Raw genomic sequence first — 18,568 nt, 5'->3', positions numbered from 1 at the left:
CTCTTTCATCGGCATGAAACAAGCGAGGTCGGCCATGACACGTGGCAATCGCAGGCTGGACATCGTCCTGGCGCTCGGGGCTTTTGCCCTCATTCTTCTTCCCTGGTATCGCATCGAAGGCGGCTTTTTCAGCTTCCGCTGGCTTTCCGGATTTTTCTCGTCGGCCAGCAATGCGCCCGGTGTGCTGCAGATTCTGTCCTACGGAAAACCATGGCTGGTCGGCGTCGTTGTCTTCTTCCTCGCCGCATGCCTTGTCCGGTCCATCCGTGATCCGATGCGGCGCGGCGGGCTGCTTGCCGTCATCGGCGCTGCCGGGCTCGTTTTCCTCGCCTTGCAGGGGCTGGCCATCGGCTTTACCGGCTGGAGCTGGACGGTGAGCGAAAACCTCTTCGGCATGCTTGCCGATGGCCAACCTTCCATGGGTGCCGGTGCCGTCGTCATGTCGTTCGTCTTCGTGCTGCTTTTCGCCTTTGGGCTTGCCGAACGCGGCGTCATGAAAGGCGACGCCTTCGTCGTCGGCGCCATTTCCGTTCTGGTTTTCCTCGTCACGGTTTTTGTCTTTTATCCGATCGGCAGCATGCTGGTCGCCTCCGTTCAGGATTTCGACGGCTCCTTCAATGCCGATGGCTTCATCCGCAATATTCAGGATCCCGGCATCTGGAGCCTTGGCTGCGTGGCGGGCGAAGAGCGTTGCGGCGTTGCCTGGCGGACGCTGTTTCTGGCCTTGATGACGGCCTTCGGTTCGACCGTGCTCGGTCTCGGCTTCGCTTTGATCGCCACCCGCACCCGCTTTCCCTTCAAGAAGGGCCTGCGGCTTCTGACGGTTCTGCCGATCATCACACCGCCTTTCGTCATCGGCCTTGCCCTGACGCTGCTTTTCGGCCGTGCCGGTGTCGTCACCGAATGGCTTTCCTATCTCTTCGGCATCGAACCGGGCCGCTGGCTTTATGGCATGACCGGCATCTGGATCGCGCAGGTCCTTTCCTTCACGCCCATCTCGTTCCTGGTGCTGATCGGCGTGGTCGAAGGTGTCAGCCCGTCGATGGAAGAAGCCTCGCAGACGCTGCGTGCCGACCGCTGGCGCACCTTCTGGCGGGTATCGCTGCCACTGATGAAACCCGGTCTCGCCAATGCCTTCCTCATCGGCTTTATCGAGAGCATGGCGGATTTCGGCAATCCGCTGGTGCTTGGCGGCACGCATGGCGTGCTGTCGACGGAAATCTTCTTCGCCGTCGTCGGTTCGCAGAACGATCCGTCCCGCGCTGCGGTTCTGGCGATCATCCTGCTGTGCTTCACGCTTTCGGCCTTCCTTGCCCAGCGTTTCTGGCTGGCAGGCAAGAATTTTGCGACGGTGACGGGCAAGGGCGACAGCGGCGCGCATATCGCGCTGCCGCGCGGCCTGTCCATCGGCGTTCACGCCGTCGTGGTGCCGTGGATGGTCTTCACCATCGTCGTTTATGGCATGATCCTTGTGGGCGGTTTCGTGAAGACATGGGGTCTCGACAATTCCCTGACCCTAGACCACTACGTCCGCGCCTTTTCCATCAGCTTCTCCAATGGCTCGATTGCCTGGACCGGCGTGGCCTGGAACTCGTTCTGGACGACCATGAAGATCGCGCTGGTTTCCGCGCCGCTGACCGCTGCCGTCGGTCTTTTGACCGCCTACATCATCGTGCGGCAGAAATTTGCCGGGCGGAACCTGTTCGAATTCGCGCTGATGATGAGCTTTGCCATTCCCGGCACGGTCATCGGCGTCAGCTATATCATGGCCTTCAACCTGCCGCCGGTGGAAATGACGGGCTCGGCGCTGATCCTGATCGCCTGCTTCGTGTTCCGCAACATGCCGGTCGGCGTGCGCGGCGGCATTGCGGCGATGAGCCAGCTGGACAAGAGCCTCGACGAGGCCTCGCTGACGCTGCGGGCCAATAGTTTCCGCACCATCCGCAAGGTCATCCTGCCGCTGCTCAGGCCCGCGATCACGGCCGCACTGGTCTATTCCTTCGTGCGCGCCATCACCTCCATCAGCGCCGTCATCTTCCTCGTCAGCGCCGAATACAACATGGCGACCTCCTATATCGTCGGCCTTGTCGAGAACGGTGAATATGGGGTGGCGATTGCCTATTCCTCCATGCTGATCGTGGTGATGATCACCGTCATCACAGGCTTCCAGCTCATTGTCGGCGAGCGTCGCCTGCGGCGCGAAAACCGCGTCGCCGGCCTGCCCTCCGCTTCCTCCGTTCCTCTCGCTCAGGAGAAAACCGCATGATTTCCGTAAAACCCGGCTCCGTCACCTTTCAGAATGTCCGCAAGACCTTCGGTGCCTTCACCGCCATTCCCGACCTGTCGCTCACCATCGAGCCCGGTACGCTGGTCACCCTGCTCGGTCCCTCCGGCTGCGGCAAGACGACGACGCTGCGCATGCTGGCGGGCCTCGAGCATCCGACCTCGGGCCGCATCCTCATCGGCGACAAGGATGTGACCATGCTGCCGGCCAATGAGCGCGACGTCTCGATGGTCTTCCAGTCCTATGCGCTTTTCCCGCATATGACGGCGCTCGACAATGTCGCCTATGGCCTGCAGTCCTCCGGGCTGCGCAAGGCGGAAGCGCGGGAAAAGGCGGAAGAGGGCCTGAAGCTCGTCGGTCTTGCCGGCATGGGGCATCGCCTGCCTGCCGAACTTTCCGGCGGTCAGCAGCAGCGCGTCGCGGTCGCCCGCGCGTTGGTGCTTGAGCCGCAGGTGCTGCTGCTGGACGAGCCGCTTTCCAACCTCGATGCCCGCCTTCGCCGCCGGGTTCGCACCGAAATCCGCGAATTGCAGCAGCGGCTGGGTTTCACGGCGGTTTACGTGACGCATGATCAGGATGAGGCGCTGGCCGTTTCCGACCGGATCATCGTGATGAAGGACGGCGAAATCGCCCAGTCGGGTGCGCCACGCGATCTCTACGAGGCCCCGGCCTCCGCCTTCATCGCCGATTTCATGGGCGAGGCGAATGTCGTCGGTTGCGAGGTCATCGGCGTTGAGGGTGCCGATGCGCTGATCCGCGTCGGGGGGATCGATCATCGGGTCGCGGCCCGCAACGCCCGGCCGGGTCCCGCAGAGCTTGCGGTCCGCCCCGGCTCGATTTCCATCGGACAACCGGGCGGGCAGGGGCTTGCCGGCCGGGTGCTGCACAGCGCCTATCTCGGCGGTCACGTCGAATATGAGGTGGAAACCGATATCGGTACGCTTTTCATTGTCGACCATGCCGTGGAGACCAGCCTGCCGGCGGCGAGCGATGTGACGCTGGGGTTCAAGAACCGGGGCATTGCCTTGATTCAGACTTGAAGCCACTCCTGCACTCAGGATTACATCGAGACAGAGGCAGATTTGTTCTGCCTCTGTCTGTCGGGAACGCGGGTCTCAAATATCCTTTGCCAGACGAAGCGCATCGTAGATCGCCGCATGGGTATTGCGTGCGGCGACCGCATCGCCGATCCGGAAGAGCCGGTAGGCGCCTTCCGGGTTGCGCTCGACTGCTTGGGCGGCTCCCGCAAGCAGGGCGTCGTAGGAGATTTCTCCGAGGTTTTTCGAACCGGCTTTGAGTTCGAAATAAAGGTCGTCCAGCGGGATCGTGCCGTGGTTGACGACGATCTGGTCGACAGTTCTCGATTTCGTCACGCCGCCATAATCGCTGCCGACATGGGCGACAAGCTGGTTGCCGTTTCTTTCCGCCGCTTCCAGCCGGTAGGTAACGGTGAAGGTGACATCGCGTTTTTGCAGCGAGCGCATATAGGGAACGAGGTTCATCGCCATGACTTCCGGGGCGAAGGCGCGGTCAGGCGTCATGATCTCCACTTTCGCCCCGGCTTTTGCGAGACATTCGGCGGCCTGCAGGCCGGCATGATCGCCGGCATCGTCGAAAACCAGCACATTCGTTCCCGGTTTGACGTCTCCTGAAATGATATCCCATACCGAGACGACGAGATCGTTGCCCTTCGAAAGCACATCGGTGTGCGGCAATCCGCCGGTGGCGATGATGACGACGTCGGGGTTCTCCGAAAGAACCGTGTCCGCTTCGGCCCAGTTGTTGAAGTGGAAGGTGACGCCCAGCCTCTCGCACTGGCTCATGCGCCAGTCGATGATGCTGATCATCTCCCGGCGGCGTTCGCTTTGCGCGGTTAGCCGGATCTGACCGCCGGGATTGTTGGCAGCCTCGAACACGACGACCTCATGGCCGCGTTCGGCACAGACGCGCGCGGCCTCGAGCCCGGCCGGTCCGGCGCCGACGATCACCACCTTCCGGCGTTCCGCCGCTTTGGGTATCTCGTGCGGCATGGTTTCCTCACGGCCCGTTGCCGCATTGTGAATGCAGAAGGCGAGACCGCCCTGATAGATGCGGTCTAGACAATAATTGGCGCCCACGCAGGGGCGAATATCGTCCTCGCGTTTTTCCATGATCTTGCGCACGATATGCGGATCGGTCATGTGGGCGCGGGTCATGCCCACCATGTCCACCTTGCCGGCGGCGATGGCGTGGCGCGCGGTGGCGACATCGGGGATCTTGGCTGCATGGAATGTCGGGAAACTGGTCGCAGCACGGATTTCACCGGCGAAATCGAGATGCGGCGCATTGGCCATGCCCTGAATGGGGATGACGTCGGTCAGGCCCGGGTCGGTATCGATATGACCCCTGATGACATTGAGATAATCGATCAGGCCGCTGTCCTTCAGGCGTCTGGCGATTTCGATGCCCTCTGCCTGTCCGGTGCCGCCCTCGAGACATTCGTCGGCGGTATAGCGGACACCGAGAATGAAATCGTCGCCCACGCGTTCGCGCATCGCCCTGAAGACGTCGAGACAGAAGCGCATGCGGTTTTCGAGCGGGCCGCCATAGGGGCCGTCCAGTTCGTTGGTCAGCGGCGAGACGAACTGGTCGATCAGATGGCCATAGGCTTCCAGCTCCACCCCGTCCATTCCGCCTGCCTTCATGCGTTCGGCGGCGTCGGCGAAGTCCTTGATGATACGCTCGATATCCCAGTCCTCGATCTTCTTCGGAAAAGCCCGATGCGCCGCTTCGCGGTGATGGGATGGCGCAAGGATCGGCAGCCAGTCGCCCTTGTCCCAGCGGGTGCGGCGGCCGAGATGCGTGAGCTGGATCATGATCGCCGCTCCATGTTCATGCACGGCGTCGGTCATTTCCCGGATCCATGGGACGATCTCATCCTTGTAAGCGAGCAGGTTGTTGAAGACGGGCGGGCTGTCCCTGGAGACAGCGGCGGAGCCGGCCGTCATTGTGAGCGCAACGCCGCCCTTTGCCCGCTCCACCGTGTAGGCGCGATAACGTCCCTTCGGCATGCCATCCTCGGGATAGGCGGGTTCGTGCGAGGTGACGATGATGCGGTTGCGCAGGGTGAGGTGTTTTAGCTGGTAGGGCTGAAGAAGGGGATCGCTCAACATAGCCTGCTCCAAAAGGGTTTCTGTCCCAAGGCTAAGCGGAAATGTACACTTGTGTCAATTTACAAAACACAATTGTCTTTCCTTTTGACATGAGTGTACATCCCGCTTGTCGCGAAGAGACCGATTTGCTACGAACGCGTCATGGAAGCGACATTGAACGACACCGGCTGGCGTGGATCGCAGGAAGGGTGGCTTGAGGCCGCCTATCAGGCATTGCTGGAATCGGGCGTGGATTCCGTCAAAATCCTGCCTCTGGCGAAAAAGCTAAACCTGTCGCGCACGAGCTTCTACTGGTTCTTCAAGGACCGGGAGGAATTGCTGGCCGCGCTCGTCGCCCGCTGGCGGGAAAAAAATACCGGAAGCATCGTCCGGCAGTCGGAGGCCTATGCCGAGACGTTGGCCGAAGCCATGCTCAATGTTTTCGACTGCTGGCTGGATCCCGCGCTTTTCGACAGCAGATTTGAATTCGCCGTTCGAAGCTGGGCCCTTCAGTCCGATGAGATTCTTGCGGAGGTTCGCAAGGCCGACGAGATGAGAATGGCGGCGCTTGCACGCATGTTCGTGCGGTTCGGCCACAATGAAAACACGGCGGATGTGCGTGCCCGGACCACCTATCTGGTGCAGATCGGCTACATTTCCATGCAGTCCGAGGAAGATGTGGCGGTGCGGATGCAGAGGATTCCGGACTATATCGCCATCTATACCGGTGAGATGCCGCAGCAGCGTGAGCTTGACCGATTTTATGCGAGGCATGAGTACAGGCCTGCAACGGCGCAACCGTGACATTTCCGGAGTGAGGTCAGCGTAAAAAGCACGCAATGCCGTCGGATTATGTGCTGTAAGGTGGTAGAAGTCGAATTGTCTGCCCGCCCTCCTGCAATGTAGCTGCAACATTTCTCGACCAGTGGTGGGGATGGCAAGAATCCATCTCCGGGGGAAGTCATTGCGAATCTTGCTTCTTGAGGATGAACCCGAAATGGCGCGCGCGCTTCTTGAAGCCCTGCGCCGGCGCGATGTTCTTGCCGATCATGTCAGCACCATCAGCGATGCTGACGCCCTTGCGCGGGACGGGTCTTACGATGTTCTGGTTCTGGATCGCCGTCTTCCCGATGGCGAGGGGCTGAACCTGGTGGCTTCGCTTCGCCGGAGCAGGCATTCCGTGCCGATCCTTGTTCTGACAGCGCTTGGAAGTGTCGATCACCGTGTCGACGGGCTCGATGCCGGAGCGGATGATTATCTTGCCAAGCCCTTTGCAATCGAGGAGCTGCTCGCCCGCCTCAGGGCTCTCCATAGACGCGGCCCTTCTCTTTCCGACAAATATGCGCATTTCGGAAATCTGAGCATCGATCCGCGCAGCAATGAAGTCAGCATTGCCGGCTCCATCATCGAGTTGCGGCGTCGGGAATATCTGGTGCTGGAGGCGCTGATGCGGCGTCCGAACCGCATCGTCACGCGGTCGAACCTGATCGAGGCGGTCTATACGCTCGATGACGAGATCGAGTCCAACGCTCTCGATGCGCATATTTCCCGGATCAGGAAGAAGCTGGCGCAGGCTGACGCCACCGTGGAGATAAGGGCCGTGCGGAATATCGGTTATCTCATCCGGCTGAAGACATGAGACAGGAGCGCAATCGATCCCTGCGATGGGGGCTGATGAAGCGCCTTTTCGCATTGCAGGCGTTCCTGCTCGTCCTTTTTGTCATCCTTCTCATCGGCTGGATATGGATTATCGATCCGCGGCTCGAAGGTGCGAATGAAGAGGCTGCCCGTATCGTCGCGGAGAGCGTGACGAAGGACGGACAGGGCAGGCCGCAACTGTCGGCGACGCCGGAGCTGGCGGAGCTGAAACGGCGCTATCCTAATCTCTGGTTTGTGGTGCGCGACGCCAATGACATTGTATTGCAATATGGCGCTGTCCCGCCGCCTGCCCTGTCGGCCGTATTTCCCCGAAGTTTTGACCGCGCGCGTCTGGAGGCGGCCGGAACGCTCCGCGCCACCGTTGAAAACCGCGATACAGCCGCCGGGCGGCTTCAGTTCATTGCCGGGACGGAGGAAGGAATTCCCAATGACGGTCTGAGTATCTGGATCAATGTTCAGCTGGATCTGGAAAAGGATGCCGAGGGCGCCATCCGCTGGCTGACCGTGCTGCCGGCGCTGGGCTTCATCATCCTCATCGCCGTCGTGCCCATGTTGATCCTGACGGGCATCGCGACACTGCTCGTGACCCCGCGGGCGGTCGGCCGCTCTTTGAGCGGGCTGATGGAAACCGTCAAACAGGCACAGTCCATCGATTTCGAGAACCGTTCCGAGCGTATCGACCGTTCGAAAGTTCCCCTTGAAATCATCCCGCTGGTGGATGCCTTCAACGTCGCGCTGTTGAGGCTCGATGACGGGTATAATCGCCGCAACCGCTTTCTTGCCGATGCGGCGCATGAGCTGCGGACGCCGATCGCAATCGTACGGACCAGAGCTGATCTCTTGCCCGATGACGCGCTGAGCCGGCAGATCAGGGCCGATATCGACCGCTTGACCCGCGTTGCGCATCAGCTGCTGGAGATGCAGGCGGTGGGTGCGGTGAAACTGCCGGCGGAGCCGCGCGATCTCAATAAGCTTGTCGAGCGCATCGCGACCGATCTCGCCCCGATTGCGATGGATGCCGGTTACGAGTTCGATTTCGAGCCCGGCGAGGGCGAAGTCGTCTTCACGGTGCAGACGTCGATTATCGAGATGGCGGTCGTCAATCTCGTGCGCAACGCGATAGACCATGCTGGCGGCAAGGGCGCAATTACGATCCGGGTCGATCCGGCGGGAGCCATCGAGGTCTGCGATGAAGGGCCGGGCATACCTGTCCCGGAGCGCGCGCAGGTATTCGAGCCGTTTCACCGCATCAACACGAACTCGCCCGGAGCCGGCCTTGGGTTAAATCTGGTCCAGAAGGCGGCGGAGCTTCATTGCGGCCGTGTTCTGTTTGTCGATCTCAATCCCGGCTTTTGTGTCCGGCTCGAAATTCGACCGATAGTTTCGAAAGGCGCTGCGACCGCGCTGCGATAATGAAATTTCTTACGATTCGGTTAAGGAAATAGATCTAGCTTATTTAAATAAATAAATAATTTCTAATAAAATTCGTTCCATGCAATGCAGGCGCAATTCTCGCGGGGAAAATCCCCTCATCTGCTGAACGCATCCGCACATCATGTCGGCTGGCGCAGCAGACTAACGGGAGCCGGTTTCCGGTTCTTCAACGCGAACTGAAACTTGGCTGCGCCAGAAGATGGCGCATCGGTTTCGTCTGGAGTCATTCATGTCGATCGTCAAGAAATCGCTTGTCGCCGTGACCATCGTCGTCGCGGTTGCAGGCAATGCCCATTCTGCTGATCTCACCAACTACAATACGCAGCAATCCTTCGATTACGGCAGTCCGCCGGCCTTCTCCTGGGGCGGGGCCTATGTGGGTGTGCATGGGGGCGTCGCCTCCCCGAAATTCAACCCATTGGCCAGCGGTCGCGGCCTGACGGGGGGTGTTCAGGCCGGGTATAACTTCCAGTTCGGTTCGGGCGTGGTCGGTGCGGAACTCGAAGGGTCCTATCTCGGGAACGAGGCGCGTGTGCCGAACGGTCGTTTGCGGGAGCGTTTCCGGGGCGCGGCCAAGATGAAAGCCGGCGTGGCGCTCGACCAGACGCTGGTTTACGGTACCGCCGGCCTGACCACGACAAAGTTCAGGGACGGAAACGGCGTGACGGGTCCCGATGGCTGGAAACAGGGCTATCTGGTCGGCGCAGGCGTTGAACAGAGTTTCGGCGGCGGCCTGTCGGCGAAGTTCGAATATAATTATGTGAGCACCGGAAATGTGGCCACGACGACCGCCAGCGGCAAATCGAAAACCGATGTCAGCGATCATGTCATCAAGGCCGGCCTGAATTATCGCTTCTGATCGGCCTTCCCATGACAGATTCCAGGGAGAATTCTCAAAAGAACGCCGCCGCTTTCGGTCTGGAAGCGGCGGTGAAAAAGGGCGGGCGCGGCACATGGGGAACCGGGCTGAAATTTGAAACCCGTAACGGTCATTCGCATTCGAGCGAAGGTTGCCGGAAGCTCGTAACATACCATTCGCTCCCGGAATTGCGGGTGTAGAAGGTATAGAAGCAGTCGATGCGCTCGATATAGGCCGGCGTTTCGGACACTTCGTAACGTTCGCCACGCCGTGTTGTCCGCATCTCGCCACTCGACGATCCGGCGACAGCCTGCGTCTTGTTTTTCCGCCATTGATAGGCCTGCTGGCCGGGACCCAGACTGTAGATATTGTCCGGCGGCCCATAGTCCAGCATCACGCTGGTGATGGGCGCGCCGATATAGCTTTTCATGACAGTCGAGGCGCAGGCCGTGAGCAGTATCGATGCGCCGGCGATAAGGAAGATTGCTGCCGGGACTGCAAGGGACGATCTGTTGGACATGGAAGTTCCTTTCTGCGGTGACCTTCGCAGGGATAGGAACCGGTTATTGCAAGTACATTGCACGGGAAAAGCGGGGCGAAGCGGGTGGCATCCGCTGAAAGCGGCGATGCCCGAATTGCCGGTATCTGAGGCCGGCGATGTTGCGGCCGATATGTGCCGACAGGCCATTCCGCTATCCTGGGACAGCGCAGGTTTCGTCGTCCAGGAAGCCATCTTTCATCTTTTGCAGTTAAGAATCATTTGCAATAAGGATTGACGCTGGGTTTATTTCCCATATTCTGCTGTTGCGAATGAGTTGCAATTTCGGTTTCCGGGCGAGTTCAGATGATCGATGTCGAATGTGTCGCTGCCAATGGATTTATCTGCACGGCGGAGGCGGATGATCCGGCCGGGATCGCAGTTTCTTCCCGCAATTTATCCCTTTCGATCGGATGTCCAGATGCTCTTTGTTCCTGATGAAACCCGCAAACGCTTCCGCACCGAGGAAGCGATGCTGCGAACGCGGGCAGCGCTGAAACGGGTCGGCCTGCGTCCAACCCGTCAGCGAATCGTGCTTGGCGGGCTTATTTTCCGGGAAGAGCACAGACATTTCACGGCCGATGATCTGCATCGTGAGACCATTGCGACAGGAACGCGGCTGTCGCTGGCGACGGTCTATAATACGCTCAACCAGTTTGCCGAGGCGGGTTTCGTTCGCAGGGTCTGCATTGAGGGCGGGCGGACCTATTTCGACACCGATACCGCCAATCACCAGCATTTCTATGTCGAGGCGGAGGATCGGATCATCGATATTCCCGCCGGCCGGATCAGCCTCGGAATGCTGCCCGAACCGCCGGAAGGATATGCCATCGACAAGGTGGATATTCTGCTTCGTCTTGTGCGTCTGGAGCCGGAGAAACAGGCTCATCGAGGGTGCGGTTCCGCATGTCGCGATGAGCCTGAACGCCGGGGATTGAGGGATGGAACCTGAAATGACGACCTTCCGGAGAGCCGCCCGCGCCTGTGCACTGCGCGTACATTCAAACCCGTTCATCGTCCTATAGCGGCGCAGTCGGCGTCCGCTTTGTGAAAGCCGTCAAAGATTTTGGAAATTGCGGCCCGCCTTTCCGGATGGAGGCGGAATGAGCCGCCTTGTCTCGTCCGGCAAACGGCAATGAAAGGAAATTCAAATGCTTACCATTGGTGCAAGACTGCCCGCATTCGACCTCCAGGCGGTTGTCTCCATTGATCCGGCCAATGCTTTTATGCGCATCAGCGACACGAGCAGCGCCGGCAAGTGGAAGGTCATCTTCTTCTGGCCAAAGGACTTCACATTCGTCTGCCCGACCGAAATCGCGGCTTTCGGCAAGCTCAACCCGGAATTCGCAGATCGCGACGCGGTCGTCTACGGTGTCTCGACCGACAGTGAATTTGTCCACCTCGCCTGGCGGCAGAACCACGCGGATCTCAAAGAATTGCCAATACCCATGCTATCGGACATCAAGCGCGAGTTGAGCGCGGCTTTCGGCGTTCTGCATCCCGTGGAAGGCGTTGCGCTGCGCGCCACCTTCATCATCGATCCTGAAGGCATCATTCGCTTCGTCACGGTCAACGATCTCGGCGTCGGGCGCAATCCGCAGGAAGTGCTGCGGGTGCTCGATGCGCTTCAGACCGACCAATTGTGCCCATGCAACTGGCAGAAGGGCGACGACGTCCTGAAGGCCGCATAAGCGAGGGTCGAGCATGAAACAGGTTTCAATCCCAGGCGGAACGCAGGCCTTTGCCGCATCGCGTTCCCGAGACTTCGTCGTCATCGATGGCGGCGACCGATATTGGAAGAGGCTGACCGAACGGGCCAATATGGCCTATTCGCAAGGGGAAATTTCGCTTGCGCGCGGCATCTATGGCGATGCGCTGGCGGAAGGGGAGCGGCTGTTTACCGCCGCCCTCGAAAAGCCCTGCCACTATCCAGCGCCGGTCATCTACAACGTCTCGTGCCATAATCTTGCGGAACTGGAGAATGGTGAGGGCAATTACCTGGAGGCGGAGGGGCTTTACCGGAGAGCTTACGAGCGGCTTCTTGAGGCCGCCCGATCATCTTCCTCGCCGATGGCGATGCGGGTCGCCTGCGTGCAGCATCTCAAACAGGCTCTCGCAGCCCTTACACATCATCTCCGGTCGCGGGGGCGTGACGACGGGGTGATCGACCGTTCGGTTCAGGAGGCATATGGCACTGCCTTTGCAGTCTTCCGTGCGGCCCGCCATGCGGAGCAGGCGGGCGACGATTGCCCGCATTGCCCGATCATTCCGTCATGACGATGAAAGCCCACTCTCAAACACATCAGGATAATGCAACGTGAATACGCTAGACGATACGATGAAATTTTTTCTCGCCAAACAGCTGCCGATCCAGTCGACGGTCAGCAAGGACGGCTTGCCGGATATCGGGCCGAAGCGCTCGCTCAGAGTCTATGACGACAGGACGCTAATCTACAATGAGAATACCGGCGGTCAAACGCTGCAAAACATCCGTGACGGCTCGAAGATCGCCGTCGCGGTCATAGACCGGGAAGCGCTCGACGGCTATCGCTTCGTCGGCCGGCCGGAGATTTTCACCGAAGGGGCTCCGTTTCAGAATGCCCTGGGTTTCGCCGGCAAGGCGGGAATGAAAGAGCCGAAATGCGCCGTGCTCATCCATCTGGAGGCGATTTATACGCTGCGGTCCGGCCCTGATGCAGGCAAGAAACTCTCAAATCCCGAATAGGCGGAAACTTTGCTGATCATAACGGCCCGCATTTTTCGAATGTGGGCCGTTTAGAGGCCGGCAATGTTGCGGCCGATATGGCGCAGGATGCTTTTGAAGAGTTTTACTTCGGCCGGGTCGAGGCCTTCGATCGCGGTTTTTTCGAACATGGCGGCGATGGGCATGAGTTCATCGGCCAGTTCCTCGCCCTTCGGGGTGAGGGTGATGCGCACGATGCGCGCATTGTCGAGCGGCCGTTCGCGGCTGACGAGGTTACGCCGGACCATCAGCCCCACAAGCCGGGACAGCGTGGAAATCTCCACCGATACCATGTCCGAAAGCTCGGTCAGCGTCTTGCTCTCCTGCTGCCGCAGCGTCGCCAGCACGCGATACATCGGCAGGGTGATGTCATAGGAGGCCAGTCTTACGGAAAAGCGCTCGCCAAGCCGAACGCCCACCCAGTTGAGCAGGTAGGGTACCGAATCGGTGAATTGATAGGACACGAGCAAATCCCCGTTTGAGAACCATCTGCGCAGATGCTGATGTGCGCCTATCGGCTGTACCGGCACAATCCATCCGTTTCAATAGCTTCGCCCCATAAGACAGGGGAATGCGGCGTTCTCCCTTTCACAAAAAATGACGAAAAACATTTGCATTGACAAACGTTGCAAATGCAAATAAATAAGAATTCAGGATTTGGGAGGATCTCATGACATCAGCATTGTTTGGCCTGAGCAGCCTTGCGCCTGAAGGCGTCGGTCAGAATTTCCGTTCAACGATGCGCCGTTTTCCGGCGACTGTGACGGTTATCACGGCCTGTGCTTCCGGTGATCAGCGCAATCACGGCATGACGGTCACGGCCGTCACTTCGGTCTCGATGGAGCCGCCGTCCCTGCTGGTTTGCCTGAACAATCGCACCCTGCTGCATGAACTGCTGCTGTGCCGGCCCGATTTCATCGTCAATGTGCTGACGCAGGATCAGATTGCCCTGTCGGATGCCTTCAGCGGCAAAGTGTCGCCGGAAGAGCGTTTCCGCGACGGTCAATGGCAGCGCCACGACAATGGCGTTCTCTATCTGCCCACGGCCCATGCCGCCATCGCCTGCCGTCGGGTTGCGGCGATGCCCTACGGAACCCATACCGTCTTCATCGGGCAGGTTGTTTCGGCCGATGTCAGCGAGACGACACGGCCGCTGCTTTACGAAAACGCCCAATATTGCGCCGCAAGCCCCGCGAGCCTGCCCGCCTGATCATTGCCGCCCAGATAATCCCGGCGGGATAACGCCCGGCCAGCAACATCCGGCCAGTAAAGTCCGGCCAGTAAAGTCCGCAAGGAGACAATCATGAACGATATGAGCCATGCGCCGCTGCCGGCGCAAACGAACCCGCGTGCCCGCCTCGCAAGCCGCGTTACCGGCATAGCCGATCTTTTCCGGGCAAGCGCCAGACAGACGGAGGAGGCCCGGCGCGTTCCGGCCAGCCACATCGAGGCGCTACGCGGCATCGGTTATTTCGATATCGTCAAACCCCGCGCCTTCGGCGGTAAGGGCGGAGATTTCGCCGAGCTGGTCGAGGCCAATATCGAGCTTTCGGCCGCCTGTGCGTCGACCGGCTGGGTCGCCGGCCTGCTGTCGGCCCATCAATGGCTGCTGGCGATGTTTCCGGAAGAGGCGCAGGCAGATGTCTGGGGTGAAAACCCCGACGCACTGCTGTGCGGTTCCTATGCGCCCGTAAAGATGGCGGAGCTCGCCGATGGCGGTTATCGCCTGAGCGGCAAATGGGCTTTCGCCTCGGGCTGCGAAAACGCGCAATGGTCCCTTTGCGCCGCCATCCTGCCGCCGCAGGGTGAGGGCAAGCCGGTTCCGGCCTTCCTGCTCGTTCCCGCCGGGCAATATGTGATTGAAGACACCTGGCACGTGGTGGGCCTGGCCGGCACGGGTTCCAAGACGCTCGTTCTCGACGATGTCGTCGTTCCCAAACACCGGGTTCTGACCTTTCCGGACGCCACCAGCGGAAAGACGCCCGGTGGAAAATATTATGCGGAGGAAGGCCTGTTCAACATGCCGCTGCTGACCGGCATTCCCTCCTGTCTCGCGGCGGCAGGCGTCGGTGCGGCCAAGGGCGCGCTTGCTGCCTATGTCGATCACGTCGGCGGCCGGGTGACGCGCGGTGCGGTGGCTGGCGGCAATAATCGCATGGCCGAATTTCCGACCATCCAGCTGCGCGTCGCGGAAGCAGCGGCGAGCGTCGATGCGGCTTGCGAAATATTGCTGCGCGATGTTGCCCGGGCACAGGCGCTCTCGCAAGCAAGGATCGAAGGCCGGGCGGAATTTACGGTGGATGACCGCCTTCTCAGCCGTCGCGGCCAGTCCTTTGCGGTGTCTCTCGCCCTGCGCGCCGTGCAGGCGCTCAACGATTCCACCGGCGGCGTCGGGCTCGATCTTTCCAACCCGGTGCAACGGGCGTGGCGGGATGCGAATGCGGTCGGCCGCCATATCAGCATGAACTGGGATGCCGTGGGCACCATGATCGGCCAGAGCATGCTCGGGCTGGAACCCAAGGGTCAATATTGATCGCCTCTCGGGCGGCAAATCAAAGAGTGAATTCGGAGGAAACCACATGCAAGGCAAGGTCGCTCTCGAGGAGCATTTCGCAATCCCGGAAACGCTTCAGGATTCGGCCGGGTTCGTACCCGGTGATTACTGGAAGGAATTGCAGCACCGCCTGCTCGACATTCAGGATACGCGCCTGAAGCTGATGGATGCGCATGGCATCGAAACCATGATCCTGTCGCTGAACGCGCCGGCGGTGCAGGCCATTCCCGACAGGAAGAAGGCGATCGAGATCGCGCGGCGGGCGAACGACGTCCTCGCCGAAGAATGCGCCAGGCGGCCGGATCGTTTCCTCGCCTTCGCAGCCCTGCCATTGCAGGACCCTGACGCGGCGACGCAGGAGCTTCAGCGCTGCGTCAACGATCTCGGTTTCGTCGGCGCTCTCGTCAACGGTTTCAGCCAGGAGGGCGATGGCCAGACGCCGCTTTATTACGACCTGCCGCAATATCGCCCATTCTGGGGCGAGGTGGAAAAGCTCGACGTGCCCTTCTACCTGCATCCGCGCAACCCGTTGCCGCAGGATTCTCGGATTTATGACGGCCATCCCTGGCTGCTCGGCCCCACCTGGGCTTTCGCGCAGGAAACGGCTGTCCATGCGTTGCGTCTGATGGCGTCCGGCCTGTTCGACGAGCATCCGCGCCTCAACATCATCCTCGGCCATATGGGCGAGGGCCTGCCCTACATGATGTGGCGCATCGACCACCGCAATGCCTGGGTGAAGCTGCCGCCGCGTTATCCGGCCAAGCGCCGTTTCGTGGATTATTTCAACGAGAATTTCCACATCACCACCTCGGGCAATTTCCGCACCCAGACGCTGATCGACGCCATTCTGGAAATCGGTGCGGATCGCATCCTGTTTTCCACGGACTGGCCCTTCGAGAATATCGATCACGCCTCCGACTGGTTCAACGCGACGACCATCGCCGAGGCAGACCGGGTGAAGATCGGCCGCACCAATGCGCGCCGCCTGTTCAAGCTCGACGGGCGTTGAACCATGCAGCCTTTCGTTTATATGGCCGCGCCCGCCCGCATCGTCTTCGGCGCGGGCAGCTCGGCGGGCGTGGCGGAGGAAATCCGCCGCCTCGGCCTGTCGCGGGCGCTGGTGCTTTCCACGCCGCAGCAGAAGGGCGACGCGGAGGCGCTTGCCGCCCGGCTCGGCCGGCTTGCCGTGGGTGTCTTCTCCGATGCGGCCATGCATACGCCGGTCGAGGTGACGAAAAACGCGGTCGAAGCCTATCGCGCCACCGGAGCGGATTGCGTTGTGGCGCTCGGCGGCGGTTCCACCACCGGTCTCGGCAAGGCCATTGCGCTGCGCACCGATGCGGCGCAGATCGTCATCCCGACCACCTATGCCGGCTCCGAGGTGACGCCCATTCTCGGCCAGACGGAAAACGGGGTGAAGACCACCATGCGCGGGCCGGAAATCCTGCCGGAAGTGGTGATTTACGATGCGGAACTGACGCTTGGATTGCCGGTCGCCATCAGCATGACGAGTGGGCTGAACGCCATGGCGCATGCGGCGGAGGCGCTTTATGCGCAGGACCGCAATCCCATCGCGAGCCTGATGGCGGTTGAGGGATTGCGGGCGATGATCGAGGCGCTTCCCGGCGTGAAAGTTGCGCCGCAGGATGTCAAGGCACGCGAGACCGCGCTTTACGGTGCGTGGCTGTGCGGCACGGTGCTTGGCGCCGTCGGCATGTCGCTGCATCACAAGCTTTGCCATACGCTGGGCGGCAGTCTCGATCTGCCGCACGCGGAAACCCATGCGGTGCTTCTACCGCATACCATCGCCTATGTGGAACAGGCGGTGCCGGATCTGCTTGCGCCGCTTGCCGCTCTTGTCGGAGGCAGCGCAGGGGGAGGGCTCTACGATTTTGCCGCCCGGCTTGGCGCGCCGTCGAGCCTTGTCGCTCTCGGGGTCCGGGCGGACGATCTCGACCGCATGGCGGAGCTTGCAACGGCCAATCCTTACTGGTGCCCGCGGCCAATCGAAAAAACTGCGATCCGCGACCTTTTGCAACGCGCCTTCGAGGGCGCGCGGCCGGAGTGATGGGAGGAGACGATGGATATGAAGATGAGCAATGATGACGGCTACTTCGTCGAGGAACGCTCGGCTGAAACCGTGATCGCGCGGATGCGCGACTGTGACGATCCGCGTCTGAAGGAAATCATGGCGGTGGTGACGCGCAAGCTGCACGAGGCGGTGAAGGAAATCGAACCGACCGAGGAGGAGTGGATGAAGGCCATTCATTTTCTCACCGGGGTCGGCCAGATCTGCAATGAATGGCGGCAGGAATGGATCCTGTTTTCCGATATTCTCGGCGTCTCCATGCTGGTCGATGCCATCAACCATCGCAAGCCGAGCGGCGCGTCGGAATCGACCGTTCTCGGCCCCTTCCATGTCGCGGATGCGCCGGAAATGCCAATGGGTGCGAATATCTGCCTCGATGGCAAGGGCGAGGACATGGTGGTCACCGGCCGCATCCTCGACACCGAGGGAGCGCCGGTCGCCGGCGCGCGTATCGATGTCTGGCAGGCCAATGACGAAGGCTTTTATGACGTGCAGCAGAAGGGCATCCAGCCCGATTTCAACCTGCGCGGCGTCTTCATCACCGGCGAGGACGGGCGCTACTGGTTCCGGGCCGCCAAGCCGAAATATTATCCGATCCCGGATGACGGTCCGGTCGGGCAGTTGCTGCGCGCCATGGGGCGGCATCCTTACCGGCCGGCGCATTTGCACTATATCGTTTCGGCCGAAGGCTTCACCACGCTCGTCACCCATATCTTCGATCCCGACGATCCCTATATCCGTTCGGATGCGGTCTTCGGCGTAAAAGAAAGTCTGCTCGCCGATTTCCAGCGGGTGGAGGATGCGCAGAAGGCGCGGGATCTGGGTTTCATCGGCGACTGGTTCTGGTCGGTGAACCACGATTTCGTGCTCGCCCGATGAGCGGCGGGAGCGACCGAACCCGGCTTTACGTGCGTTTCGCCGAAAGCGATCCCGCTGCGGCCGCGCAACGGGCGGCGCAGATGGAGGCTCACAAGGCCCATCTGCGCAATGGCGAGGCGATGGCGGAAGGGTTCAAGATTCTTGTGTCCGGTCCGATGAGTGCGGTTGCCGACGGCCCATCCGCCGCTCTCATTATCGCGCAGGCGCGCTCGATCGAAGACGTCATCGCCTTCAGCGATGCCGATCCATTCGTCATTCACGGTGTTTATAACCGCATTCATATTTTGAGCTGGACGCCGACGCTGTCGACGATTTCCGGGCTGGGGCCCGGCTGAATTTCGTCGGCGCGATGCGCCTGGCATTTGTTAATATTTCATTTGCAATTTTTGCAAATGCAA

At 60.5% G+C, this 18,568-nt stretch carries 19 protein-coding genes; 16 read left to right on the top strand and 3 right to left on the bottom strand.

Annotated elements, in window-relative coordinates; genetic code table 11:
* Nucleotides 1–34 precede the first annotated feature (34 nt).
* Both L901_RS07710 and L901_RS07705 read left to right on the top strand, forming a co-directional pair.
* On the top strand, nucleotides 35–2,266 hold the full coding sequence (locus L901_RS07710; RefSeq protein WP_059755173.1) for an iron ABC transporter permease: 2,232 nt from the start codon (nucleotides 35–37) through the stop codon (nucleotides 2,264–2,266).
* Entirely contained in the window at nucleotides 2,263–3,324 is a 1,062-nt protein-coding gene (locus L901_RS07705) for an ABC transporter ATP-binding protein (protein ID WP_059755170.1), read from the top strand. The genes L901_RS07710 and L901_RS07705 overlap by 4 nt, the downstream gene beginning before the upstream one ends.
* Before the next feature lie 75 nt (nucleotides 3,325–3,399).
* On the opposite strand, the gene L901_RS07700 is transcribed toward L901_RS07705, so the two are convergent.
* On the bottom strand, nucleotides 3,400–5,436 hold the full coding sequence (locus L901_RS07700; protein ID WP_059755167.1) for an NADH:flavin oxidoreductase: 2,037 nt from the start codon (nucleotides 5,434–5,436) through the stop codon (nucleotides 3,400–3,402).
* 141 nt (nucleotides 5,437–5,577) lie between these two features.
* On the opposite strand from L901_RS07700, the gene L901_RS07695 reads away from it, so the two are divergent.
* From L901_RS07695 to L901_RS07680, 4 genes are all read left to right on the top strand, one after another.
* Nucleotides 5,578–6,219: a TetR/AcrR family transcriptional regulator gene (locus L901_RS07695; protein WP_059755164.1), complete on the top strand. Its 642-nt coding sequence runs from the start codon at nucleotides 5,578–5,580 to the stop codon at nucleotides 6,217–6,219.
* A gap of 160 nt (nucleotides 6,220–6,379) precedes the next feature.
* Entirely contained in the window at nucleotides 6,380–7,054 is a 675-nt protein-coding gene (locus L901_RS07690; protein ID WP_059755161.1) for a response regulator transcription factor, read from the top strand.
* A gap of 35 nt (nucleotides 7,055–7,089) precedes the next feature.
* Nucleotides 7,090–8,487: a HAMP domain-containing sensor histidine kinase gene (locus tag L901_RS07685; protein WP_183044084.1), complete on the top strand. Its 1,398-nt coding sequence runs from the start codon at nucleotides 7,090–7,092 to the stop codon at nucleotides 8,485–8,487.
* Nucleotides 8,488–8,737: 250 nt separating this feature from the next.
* Complete coding sequence (locus tag L901_RS07680) at nucleotides 8,738–9,367, top strand: outer membrane protein (RefSeq protein WP_059755440.1); 630 nt, start codon at nucleotides 8,738–8,740, stop codon at nucleotides 9,365–9,367.
* A 130-nt stretch (nucleotides 9,368–9,497) separates the two neighbouring features.
* Here the strand turns inward: L901_RS07680 and L901_RS07675 are convergent, their stop codons facing one another.
* Nucleotides 9,498–9,887 (bottom strand): hypothetical protein, encoded by a 390-nt coding sequence (locus tag L901_RS07675; protein WP_059755155.1) that lies wholly within the window; start codon nucleotides 9,885–9,887, stop codon nucleotides 9,498–9,500.
* Between the two features lie 439 nt (nucleotides 9,888–10,326).
* Here L901_RS07675 and irrA point away from each other — a divergent pair, with 439 nt between their 5' ends.
* The 4 genes from irrA (at nucleotide 10,327) to L901_RS07655 (ending at nucleotide 12,630) form a co-directional block, all read left to right on the top strand.
* Complete coding sequence (irrA, locus tag L901_RS07670; protein ID WP_082710541.1) at nucleotides 10,327–10,857, top strand: iron response transcriptional regulator IrrA; 531 nt, start codon at nucleotides 10,327–10,329, stop codon at nucleotides 10,855–10,857.
* Nucleotides 10,858–11,056: 199 nt separating this feature from the next.
* Entirely contained in the window at nucleotides 11,057–11,596 is a 540-nt protein-coding gene (locus tag L901_RS07665) for a peroxiredoxin (protein WP_059755152.1), read from the top strand.
* A gap of 13 nt (nucleotides 11,597–11,609) precedes the next feature.
* Nucleotides 11,610–12,182, top strand: coding sequence for a hypothetical protein (locus L901_RS07660; RefSeq protein ID WP_059755150.1), 573 nt, complete (start codon nucleotides 11,610–11,612; stop codon nucleotides 12,180–12,182).
* Nucleotides 12,183–12,222: 40 nt separating this feature from the next.
* Nucleotides 12,223–12,630: a pyridoxamine 5'-phosphate oxidase family protein gene (locus tag L901_RS07655; protein ID WP_059755147.1), complete on the top strand. Its 408-nt coding sequence runs from the start codon at nucleotides 12,223–12,225 to the stop codon at nucleotides 12,628–12,630.
* Nucleotides 12,631–12,680: 50 nt separating this feature from the next.
* On the opposite strand, the gene L901_RS07650 is transcribed toward L901_RS07655, so the two are convergent.
* The gene (locus L901_RS07650) at nucleotides 12,681–13,112 is read right to left on the bottom strand and encodes a MarR family winged helix-turn-helix transcriptional regulator (RefSeq protein WP_004433168.1); all 432 of its coding nucleotides are present in this window, start codon (nucleotides 13,110–13,112) and stop codon (nucleotides 12,681–12,683) included.
* 206 nt (nucleotides 13,113–13,318) lie between these two features.
* Between L901_RS07650 and graD the strand changes: the two genes are divergently transcribed.
* The 6 genes from graD to L901_RS07620 all read left to right on the top strand — a co-directional run bounded on the left by graD (nucleotide 13,319) and on the right by L901_RS07620 (nucleotide 18,505).
* Nucleotides 13,319–13,858, top strand: a complete 540-nt coding sequence (gene graD / locus L901_RS07645) for an FADH(2)-dependent resorcinol hydroxylase reductase component (protein ID WP_059755145.1) — start codon at nucleotides 13,319–13,321, stop codon at nucleotides 13,856–13,858.
* Nucleotides 13,859–13,951: 93 nt separating this feature from the next.
* On the top strand, nucleotides 13,952–15,181 hold the full coding sequence (graA, locus tag L901_RS07640; protein WP_059755142.1) for an FADH(2)-dependent resorcinol hydroxylase oxygenase component: 1,230 nt from the start codon (nucleotides 13,952–13,954) through the stop codon (nucleotides 15,179–15,181).
* Nucleotides 15,182–15,227: 46 nt separating this feature from the next.
* Nucleotides 15,228–16,211, top strand: a complete 984-nt coding sequence (gene tsdA, locus L901_RS07635; protein ID WP_059755140.1) for a gamma-resorcylate decarboxylase — start codon at nucleotides 15,228–15,230, stop codon at nucleotides 16,209–16,211.
* Nucleotides 16,212–16,214: 3 nt separating this feature from the next.
* Nucleotides 16,215–17,270 (top strand): maleylacetate reductase, encoded by a 1,056-nt coding sequence (gene graC / locus L901_RS07630; RefSeq protein ID WP_059755139.1) that lies wholly within the window; start codon nucleotides 16,215–16,217, stop codon nucleotides 17,268–17,270.
* Nucleotides 17,271–17,282: 12 nt separating this feature from the next.
* The gene (gene graB / locus L901_RS07625) at nucleotides 17,283–18,170 is read left to right on the top strand and encodes a hydroxyquinol 1,2-dioxygenase (protein ID WP_059755137.1); all 888 of its coding nucleotides are present in this window, start codon (nucleotides 17,283–17,285) and stop codon (nucleotides 18,168–18,170) included.
* Nucleotides 18,167–18,505 (top strand): YciI family protein, encoded by a 339-nt coding sequence (locus tag L901_RS07620; RefSeq protein ID WP_059755133.1) that lies wholly within the window; start codon nucleotides 18,167–18,169, stop codon nucleotides 18,503–18,505. The genes graB and L901_RS07620 overlap by 4 nt, the downstream gene beginning before the upstream one ends.
* Nucleotides 18,506–18,568 lie beyond the last annotated feature (63 nt).

Origin of the sequence: Agrobacterium sp. D14, assembly GCF_001526505.1 — a bacterium.
GTDB classification, from domain to species: Bacteria; Pseudomonadota; Alphaproteobacteria; order Rhizobiales; family Rhizobiaceae; genus Agrobacterium; species Agrobacterium leguminum.
This window is presented reverse-complemented; position numbering and strand designations above follow the sequence as displayed.

What these genes read in the sequence shown, in the direction of transcription:
- L901_RS07710 (WP_059755173.1), top strand. Translation starts at nt 35, where the DNA reads ATGACACGTGGCAATCGCAGGCTGGACATCGTCCTGGCGCTCGGGGCT.
- L901_RS07705 (WP_059755170.1), top strand. Translation starts at nt 2,263, where the DNA reads ATGATTTCCGTAAAACCCGGCTCCGTCACCTTTCAGAATGTCCGCAAG.
- L901_RS07700 (WP_059755167.1), bottom strand. Translation starts at nt 5,436, where the DNA reads ATGTTGAGCGATCCCCTTCTTCAGCCCTACCAGCTAAAACACCTCACC.
- L901_RS07695 (WP_059755164.1), top strand. Translation starts at nt 5,578, where the DNA reads ATGGAAGCGACATTGAACGACACCGGCTGGCGTGGATCGCAGGAAGGG.
- L901_RS07685 (WP_183044084.1), top strand. Translation starts at nt 7,090, where the DNA reads ATGAAGCGCCTTTTCGCATTGCAGGCGTTCCTGCTCGTCCTTTTTGTC.
- L901_RS07680 (WP_059755440.1), top strand. Translation starts at nt 8,738, where the DNA reads ATGTCGATCGTCAAGAAATCGCTTGTCGCCGTGACCATCGTCGTCGCG.
- L901_RS07675 (WP_059755155.1), bottom strand. Translation starts at nt 9,887, where the DNA reads ATGTCCAACAGATCGTCCCTTGCAGTCCCGGCAGCAATCTTCCTTATC.
- irrA (WP_082710541.1), top strand. Translation starts at nt 10,327, where the DNA reads ATGCTCTTTGTTCCTGATGAAACCCGCAAACGCTTCCGCACCGAGGAA.
- L901_RS07665 (WP_059755152.1), top strand. Translation starts at nt 11,057, where the DNA reads ATGCTTACCATTGGTGCAAGACTGCCCGCATTCGACCTCCAGGCGGTT.
- L901_RS07660 (WP_059755150.1), top strand. Translation starts at nt 11,610, where the DNA reads ATGAAACAGGTTTCAATCCCAGGCGGAACGCAGGCCTTTGCCGCATCG.
- graD (WP_059755145.1), top strand. Translation starts at nt 13,319, where the DNA reads ATGACATCAGCATTGTTTGGCCTGAGCAGCCTTGCGCCTGAAGGCGTC.
- graA (WP_059755142.1), top strand. Translation starts at nt 13,952, where the DNA reads ATGAACGATATGAGCCATGCGCCGCTGCCGGCGCAAACGAACCCGCGT.
- tsdA (WP_059755140.1), top strand. Translation starts at nt 15,228, where the DNA reads ATGCAAGGCAAGGTCGCTCTCGAGGAGCATTTCGCAATCCCGGAAACG.
- graC (WP_059755139.1), top strand. Translation starts at nt 16,215, where the DNA reads ATGCAGCCTTTCGTTTATATGGCCGCGCCCGCCCGCATCGTCTTCGGC.
- graB (WP_059755137.1), top strand. Translation starts at nt 17,283, where the DNA reads ATGGATATGAAGATGAGCAATGATGACGGCTACTTCGTCGAGGAACGC.
- L901_RS07620 (WP_059755133.1), top strand. Translation starts at nt 18,167, where the DNA reads ATGAGCGGCGGGAGCGACCGAACCCGGCTTTACGTGCGTTTCGCCGAA.